This is a genomic window from Nostoc sp. 'Peltigera membranacea cyanobiont' 213 (assembly GCF_002245975.1).
Taxonomy (GTDB): Bacteria; Cyanobacteriota; Cyanobacteriia; order Cyanobacteriales; family Nostocaceae; genus Nostoc.
On the sequence record NZ_NOLI01000339.1, the window covers coordinates 1 to 1,799 of the forward strand.

At 43.2% G+C, this 1,799-nt stretch carries 2 protein-coding genes; one reads left to right on the forward strand and one right to left on the reverse strand.

Annotated features, from left to right (window positions below; all coding sequences use genetic code 11):
- Positions 1–264, forward strand: a 264-nt coding sequence (locus CDG77_RS34730; protein WP_143857177.1) for a hypothetical protein, incomplete at its 5' end; no start/stop codon positions are given.
- Positions 265–493: 229 nt separating this feature from the next.
- On the opposite strand, the gene CDG77_RS34740 is transcribed toward CDG77_RS34730, so the two are convergent.
- Entirely contained in the window at positions 494–1,720 is a 1,227-nt protein-coding gene (locus CDG77_RS34740; protein ID WP_223270166.1) for an ATP-binding protein, read from the reverse strand.
- Positions 1,721–1,799 lie beyond the last annotated feature (79 nt).

Here is a 1,799-nt window from a genome sequence, read left to right on the forward strand (position 1 = left end):
GAAAAAGTTCGGATCAAAGATAGCTATCGTGAGCGGATATTTACCGAATCACAGCAATTAGGTAAAAGTTACCTGGAAACGCTTTACTTTATCATTGATTGTTATTTTGCTTTCAAAAAGGGTACATTCCCTACTCAACAAATAGCTTTCACCCCGATTAATACTGAGTCAAACCAACTTATTCAGCCGACTAAAGAGCTATCTACAGACTCTAAACCAGAGGATTCTGATGACCAAACCTTCAGCCTTGATTTTGATTTGTAAGGGAAATATAGGGCTCCCGTGAGGTTGGTCAGCCGATGCTGTAGTCTCAGAGTCAGCGCCCAAGATGTCACCAGTCGAAGTTAGAGAGCTGTTCACCCAGACATTTTGGTTGTGATAAAAATTACCACGTTGTTCTAATGTAAACCCACCCAGCAATAATCCCAACCATACTTCTACCATCGGCATTTTAAAATCCGACACAAGCTGAATTTCAAAAATTACATTCGACTCACCCAAATAACTCTCGGTGCTGATAAGCAAATCGAGAATCATCCAGACTAGCCACAGGTTTAGCATAAATAGCCTGATTGCGAATAGCCTGTATCTGTTCTGACTCTCGCTCCATAGCTGGTGTGAATTCTTGTCGCTGTGTCAGCAAATCCTCAAACTCAATTTCCCCAGGTCTACCTTGATAAAAAGCCTCTTCAGCACAACGACGGACTGCATTACCAATTTCTGCCGGACTGCAAATGCGATATTCAGCCAACAGTCTACGCCATTGATCATCACTCCAAGGTGAGTTATTGTCTCGAAAAGCTGGAAAATACTTAACTAGATGTAGATTGAAAACTTCATATCTTGCCCCTTCATGGGGTAAATCCACAAAAAAGATATCATCAAAACGGCGAACTAATTCCGCAGGTAGCATTGACAAGCGATTGACAGTAGCAATGGTATAAACTGGCTCTTGATGCTCTTGCATCCAAGTTAGTAAAGCCGCAGATAGCCGCCGTGCTACACCTCCATCTGCATTGGAGTCCCAGCCAGCAAAGCCTTTATCAAAGTCATCCCAATAAAGTACACAGGGAGCAAGAGAAGTCACCAAAGCAATAAACTCCTTTAATGCTCTGTCGGGATGAGGATCACCCAGTAGTACACCCCAATTAGCTGCTAACAGTGGCAATCCCATTTTCTGAGCTGCTAACTTGGCAGAAAGACTTTTACCAGTACCCGGTGGCCCCCATAAGAGCATTCCAGTGGGAAACTTCAATCCATATTGCTTTGCTTGAGGTTGAAGTAGACAGGTAATAGTTTCCAACCTTTTCTCCAGTAAATCTAATCCCCCGGCTGAAGGTACATCCGGTTGAGCAATGTACTCTAAACCCCGACCCCGCAATTTGCTAACTTTATGCTCTAGCACTAATTGGGCGATTTCCTCAAGCTGCTCTGTAAAACCCAGACATTGGTGTAGTAGCATATTTATCTCGCCTATGGGTAAACCCTGACAGGCACGAAAGAGCAATTGCAGCGCTGATGTTTTTTCTGTTGTCTTTAACCAAGAATTGTGATCGCACTCTGCAAACTGCTGAAGCTGGGGATGGCTACTTTCAACCCAGGCATCACAAAACTGCTCCACAACTATCTGCACCTGCTGTTGATCTGGAAGTGGATTTGATAGCACAGAAATAAAAGGCTGTAATTCTAGAGATAGTTGAACGTAAGTTTCCAATAACACCCAATAAGGGACTTCCAAGCAATAAAATCACCAAATACAAGAATGATAATCATTGTGAGGAGGGGGAAGGAGAAGCAGC